The following is a 4583-nucleotide window of genomic DNA, read 5'->3' on the forward strand; positions in this document are numbered from 1 at the left end:
GGGAGAAGGGGTTAAGCCTTCTCCCCGCCCTGCTGCCTGGGGTGGTTGGGTTTGTGCGGCGAATGTCAGATGCGTGTCAGATACGGCCATGGGTCAGCCGGGTCAGGGGTCCGCCCCGGGTCTTTGCTGTGCGGCGTCCGGCGGTGAAGGCAACACCGGCGACACTGACCAGGCCGGCGGCAGCGCCCGCGGCTATGGCCTTGCGGTTTTTCACCAGGGTCCAGCCGGTGACCGCCGTTGCAGCGACCTTGCCCGTGGCCGACACCACGGTCTTGCCGCCACTCTCGATCCCCGCGGCTGCCGCCTGCTTCGCACGCTGGGTCGCGAGACCGAACGAATGCGCACCGGAACCGGCGGCGTCGGCGGCCTCCGCGGCGGAATCCTTCGCCTTTCCGGCGGCCTCAGTCGATTCCTGCTCTGCCTTCTGTGCAGTGGTGTTCACCTTGCGCGCTCCCGTCCTCGCAGCGGGCCGCCCCTTGGCGGCTGTTGCCTTGGTGCTGTGCCGGGTGTTCCCGGCGCTGTCATCCGAAGGTCTTCTCTCTTGAGCCATGCGGTTCGTGTTGCCACGCAACAGCCTGTGAAACTTTGGTCGTTCGATTCTTCGTCGGCAGGCGGCAGGGAATCCGGCGGCCCCAGGTCCGGATCCGGGGCCGCCGGTTCATCCGCCCGGCGCGATGGCCAGGCACTCGGCGTCTGCCCCTGCGGACCGTCGTCTCGCTGACCGGGGACCGACTGAGCGACCCCCCGGATGCCGTCGAGGCCCGGACCCGGGCCTCGACGCCCCAACATCAGCCGCCGCTTTCGCTCGTCCAGTGGGGAACAACAGGCGAGTTGGTGACAGATGCCGCGGCCCGTCACGGCGGCCGCGGATGCTGGTCTGCCCCGCCTTTGCGTTGCGCAGTTGTCGAGGCGTACGTCGAGTGCTCTGGGCAGGGAGGTGTCGGCGCGCCGCCCGGTGGGCGGGCCCATGCTGCGAGGGCGGACGCAGCGTCGATGGGGCGGGCTCAGTGGCTGTTCAGCGGCTTGCCGTACTTGTGCGTCGTGGAGAGGTAGGGGAGGCCGAGCGAGCGGGGCGAGAAGGCCGTCGAGTCGGTGGCCGAACCGCGGGGCAGGAGCCACACGGCGCCCAGGGAGGCGTTCTCGCCTGGGGATCCGACCGTGACATCGGGTACGCCGTCGGCGTTGTGGTCGTCCGCGGCGACCGCCGCACCGAAGGTGTCGCCCGCCTCGGCGGCACCCGGGACGCCGGTCGTGTCCTGGTTCCATGCAGTGGATGTGGCAGCGCCGGTTGCGTCGAGCAGGCCCCGGGCCCCGCCGCGGAACAGCCAGGCGGCGCCCGCCCCGGTCTTGTTCCCGATGGCCTCACCGGGCGCGTCCGCGATCAGGTCGTCGCGGCCGTCGCGGTTGACATCGGTGACGGCGAGCGCGGCACCGAAGCGGTCGCCGTCCTCGGCCACCCCCGGGACGCCCGCCGTGTCCTGGTTGAGGGTCTGGGTGCGGCTGCCGAAGGAACCGTCCACGGAGCTTCCGTAGTGGACGTGGATGCCGCCCCCCTTCGCGAGCTTCTCGGGGCCGCACGGGTCGTCGATGTTCTCGTCGGCGATCTCACGGCACTCGCCGAGCGCCAGGTCGTCGTGACCGTCGCCGTCGAAGTCGCCTGCTGCCAGGGCGCTCACGCCCGCGTTGTCCATGTTCCAGAAGTTGGCCATCTCGGACCGGTCGGCGTCCCACCTGAACAGGCGCACGTGGGACTGCGTGTTGGGGTTGCCCGCGGTCCAGTACGCCACGGCCAGGTCCGTGGTGGCGTCGCTGTCGAAATCGCCGGTGGCCAGGACGGGGGCGCGGCCGCCCATGGGGGCGGCGACGATGGTGGTGATCATGCTGTCTTCGCCCTGGATGACACGGGCGACGACCTTGTCCGTGCCGCCGATCACGATGGCCTTGTTGCCGCCGTTGCCGCCGTTGCCGCCCCCGGTCAGGTCGGCTGCCGCGACCGATCTGCCGTACGCAGCCGACGGCGAGGGCCCGGTGAGGACCGATGATCCCGGCCCCGGCCCGTCCTTCGACCCGCCTACGGCGATGACCATGCCCGCGTCCGTACCGCGGTCGGTGACGTCCTCGCCGGGGACACCGGCGAGGAGTTCGGCGATGCCGTCGCCGTTGAGGTCGGTCAGGGTCACGGATGCGCCGAAGCGATCGCCTGCCTCCGGGGCCCCGGGTACCTCGGCAGTGGCCTGGGTGACGCGGATGCTTCCGTGGGCGCCGACGCCCTTCAGGCCGCCCCAAACGACGTTCACGTACCCGGCCTTGGCCTGGCCTGCGACGGTGCCGTCAGGGACGCCGACGGCGAGGTCCGCGTAGCCATCGCCGTTGAAGTCGCTCAGGGCGGTGAGGGGCGCGGCAGCGGTGGCGCCGGACGGGAACACGAACCCGGCGGTGGCCGCGGCAGCGACTGCAACGGCGTACGTCAGGATGCGGCGGCTGTGCGGCATGAGGGCTCCCACTCGGTCGACGGGGTGCGGGCTATCTGGTGTGACCGCCGAAGGGCGGGGCTGGTTGTACGCGGTCGCGCCGCCCGTGAAGTCGAACGGAACGTTGATGTTCGGGACGTTGCTGTTCGGGAGGGAGCAAGCGGCAGGTTACGGGCCGCCTGCGGGCCGAGTGTTGGCGGGGCGGGCGGGCGGTCAGGCTGCTGCCGCGGATGCCGCCCGCAATGCCGCGGCATGCCTGAAGGCCACAGCGCAGGGCGCCCCGGCTCCGCGCGGGGCAACGCTGCACGCCACCGGCCTCACCGTCATCGGCCTGTACTGCCCTGCCGGAAACGTCGGCCCCGGACAGTCTGCTGCGCCGCGCTGTGTTGCGCTGTGTTGAGCTGAGGTGATCCGAACGACTGCCTGTGCCCGGGATTAGCCACGTATTGTGCAGACGGATACGGCGTGCGAGACATCCTGGAGGGGCGCCATGGTCGGTGTTGAGGACGTGGAGAGCGCGGCGGAACGGATCGCCGGGCACGTGGTGCGCACTCCCACGCTGCCCAGCCCGGGGTTGACCGCGTTGCTCGGGGTGCCGGTCACGGTCAAGCTCGAACTGCTGCAGCGCACGGGTTCGTTCAAGGCGCGGGGAGCCGTCGCCAAGCTCCTTGCGATGACCGATGAGCAACGCGCGGCCGGCGTGGTCGCGGTGTCCGGCGGCAACCACGGCGTCGCCGTGGCGGAGATGTCGGCCGCGCTGGGTGTGCGCGCCACCGTGGTGATGCCGCGCACCGCACCGGCGCGCTCGGTGCAGGCTGCCCGGGCCGCCGGAGCCGACGTACGGCTGACCGCCACCATGGCCGAGGCCTTCGCGACGATGGACCGCCTTGAGGCGGAGGGGTTCACCCTGCTACACCCGTTCTCCGACCCGGTGGTCATCGCGGGGCAGGGCACAGTGGGGCTCGAACTCGCCGCTGACGCCGGTGAATTGACGGACGTCCTGGTCTCCATCGGCGGCGGTGGTCTGATCGCCGGTGTGGCGGCGGTGCTGCGGGCTCGCCGGCCGGACGTGCGCGTGTGGGGCGTGGAGACCACCGGGGCCGACGCGATGTCTCGGGCGCTGGCCTGCGGTGGGCCGGTTCACGTGGATGTGGATTCACGCATCAGCACGCTGAGTGCGCCCACGGTGTCCCCGCTGACGTACACCATGGTGCGTGACCTGGTCGACGAGGTACTGGTCGTGCCCGAGGCGGAGGCCTACGCGGGCGTGCTCGAGCTGGCCGAGCACGCCAGGGTATGGGCGGAGCCGGCGGCGGGCTGCCTCCTCCCGGCCGCCCGCCGGGTTCTGGCCAAGACCGGCGAGGCGACCAGGCTCGGCCTGGTGATCTGCGGCGGCAACTCATCGGTTGAGGACGTGACCGCGTACGCGGGCGCGAACCTCTGAGTCGGGCCGGATCCATCAAGGGCGGCTACAGACCGCGCGGCGGAGCCGTCGACGCGCGCAATACGGGAGCAGCCGGCAGTCGCGAGGTGACCGTGCGCCGGTGGCCGTCGAGCAGCTCGTGGAGGCGGGTGACGGCAAGTGCCCCGGCTTCTCGGAGCGGCACGTCGAGCGCGGTCACCGGTGGCGTGGTGGCGCTGAGCGTACTGAGGTCGTCGGCTGCGGCCAGACTCACGTCATCGGGTACGTGTCGTCCGGCCGCGCCGAGGCCGTGCAGCAGCCCGAGTGTCAGATAGCTGTTGTAGGCGAGGACGGCCGTGGCGTCGCCGGGCAGCGCGCGTGCGGCCTCGATCCCGGCGTCGAACGTGGGCGGCAGGGGCCCGAGGACGTGGACACGGGCGCCGGCCGCCGACGCCCGTGAGGTGAGTGCGGTACGTCGCTGTTCGTCTGCCCAGGAGTCCGCGGGACCGGAGACGTAGGCGATGTCGCGGTGGCCCTGTGCCAGCAGGTGGTCAAGGAGTTCGGTCAGGCCCGTGGTGGTGTCGGCCACCACGGCGGGCAATCGGCCCACCTGGCGGTCGACGAGTACCAGCGGGCGTCGCCGGAACCGCTCCCGCAGCGCGGCGTCCGTGCCGACCGGCGTCACCATGATCTGTCTCATAAACACATAA

4 protein-coding genes are annotated in these 4583 nt (G+C 71.5%); 1 reads left to right on the forward strand and 3 read right to left on the reverse strand.

Annotated elements, in window-relative coordinates; genetic code table 11:
• Positions 1-76: 76 nt before the first annotated feature.
• Both ACFQ7F_RS45385 and ACFQ7F_RS45390 read right to left on the reverse strand, forming a co-directional pair.
• Positions 77-442 carry a hypothetical protein gene (locus ACFQ7F_RS45385; protein WP_383285509.1) on the reverse strand — a complete coding sequence of 122 codons (366 nt, stop codon included), beginning with the start codon at positions 440-442 and terminating at the stop codon, positions 77-79.
• A 562-nt stretch (positions 443-1004) separates the two neighbouring features.
• Positions 1005-2492, reverse strand: a complete 1488-nt coding sequence (locus ACFQ7F_RS45390) for an integrin-like protein (protein WP_383285512.1) — start codon at positions 2490-2492, stop codon at positions 1005-1007.
• Positions 2493-2961: 469 nt separating this feature from the next.
• Between ACFQ7F_RS45390 and ACFQ7F_RS45395 the strand changes: the two genes are divergently transcribed.
• Positions 2962-3915, forward strand: coding sequence for a threonine/serine dehydratase (locus tag ACFQ7F_RS45395; protein ID WP_383285515.1), 954 nt, complete (start codon positions 2962-2964; stop codon positions 3913-3915).
• A 25-nt stretch (positions 3916-3940) separates the two neighbouring features.
• Here the strand turns inward: ACFQ7F_RS45395 and ACFQ7F_RS45400 are convergent.
• Positions 3941-4583, reverse strand: a 643-nt coding sequence (locus tag ACFQ7F_RS45400; protein ID WP_383285518.1) for a substrate-binding domain-containing protein, incomplete at its 5' end; no start/stop codon positions are given.

Origin of the sequence: Streptomyces sp. NPDC056486, assembly GCF_042795295.1 — a bacterium.
Lineage (GTDB): Bacteria > Actinomycetota > Actinomycetes > Streptomycetales > Streptomycetaceae > Streptomyces.